Origin of the sequence: Haloferax sp. Atlit-6N (genome assembly GCF_003383195.1) — an archaeon.
In the GTDB taxonomy this organism is placed as follows: domain Archaea; phylum Halobacteriota; class Halobacteria; order Halobacteriales; family Haloferacaceae; genus Haloferax; species Haloferax gibbonsii.
On record NZ_QEQJ01000384.1, the window covers coordinates 1 to 441 of the forward strand.

1 protein-coding gene is annotated in these 441 nt (G+C 61.5%); it reads right to left on the reverse strand.

The features are described 5' to 3' along the window. Positions 1-362, reverse strand: a 362-nt coding sequence (locus tag DEQ92_RS22865) for a PEP/pyruvate-binding domain-containing protein (RefSeq protein ID WP_304999719.1), incomplete at its 3' end; no start/stop codon positions are given. Positions 363-441 lie beyond the last annotated feature (79 nt).

The window sequence follows — 441 nt, forward strand, 5'->3', positions numbered from 1 at the left end:
AGGTCCTCGGCGGTTGCAGACGAGCGGACGGCGACGAAGCGTTCGCCGTCGCCGAGGTCTTGGTACGCAGCGAGGATTCCCTCCCGAACGTCGTCGGGGACGGGGGTGTTCATAATAAGTTCGTGAGCGCGTTCGTGCGCCTCACGAAGCGCCTCGGTGTCTTCGTGATCGACGTCGACAGCCGAAAACAGCTCCTCGTCGATGCCTGCGTCCTCGATGAATTCACGGTATGTCCCGGCGGTCACGACGAACCCCGAGGGAACAGGCAGCCCTGCCCCGGTGAGTTCGCCCAGCGAAGCCGCCTTTCCGCCGACGCTCTCGATGTCGGCGGATCGCACGTCGTCCAGCCAAGCTACAGCCATTAGCGTGTGCAAGTCCGCAGATATCACTAAAGTACTTTCCGAAGCGTGAGACGCCGAATAAAACGTACTCGGAAGCGAA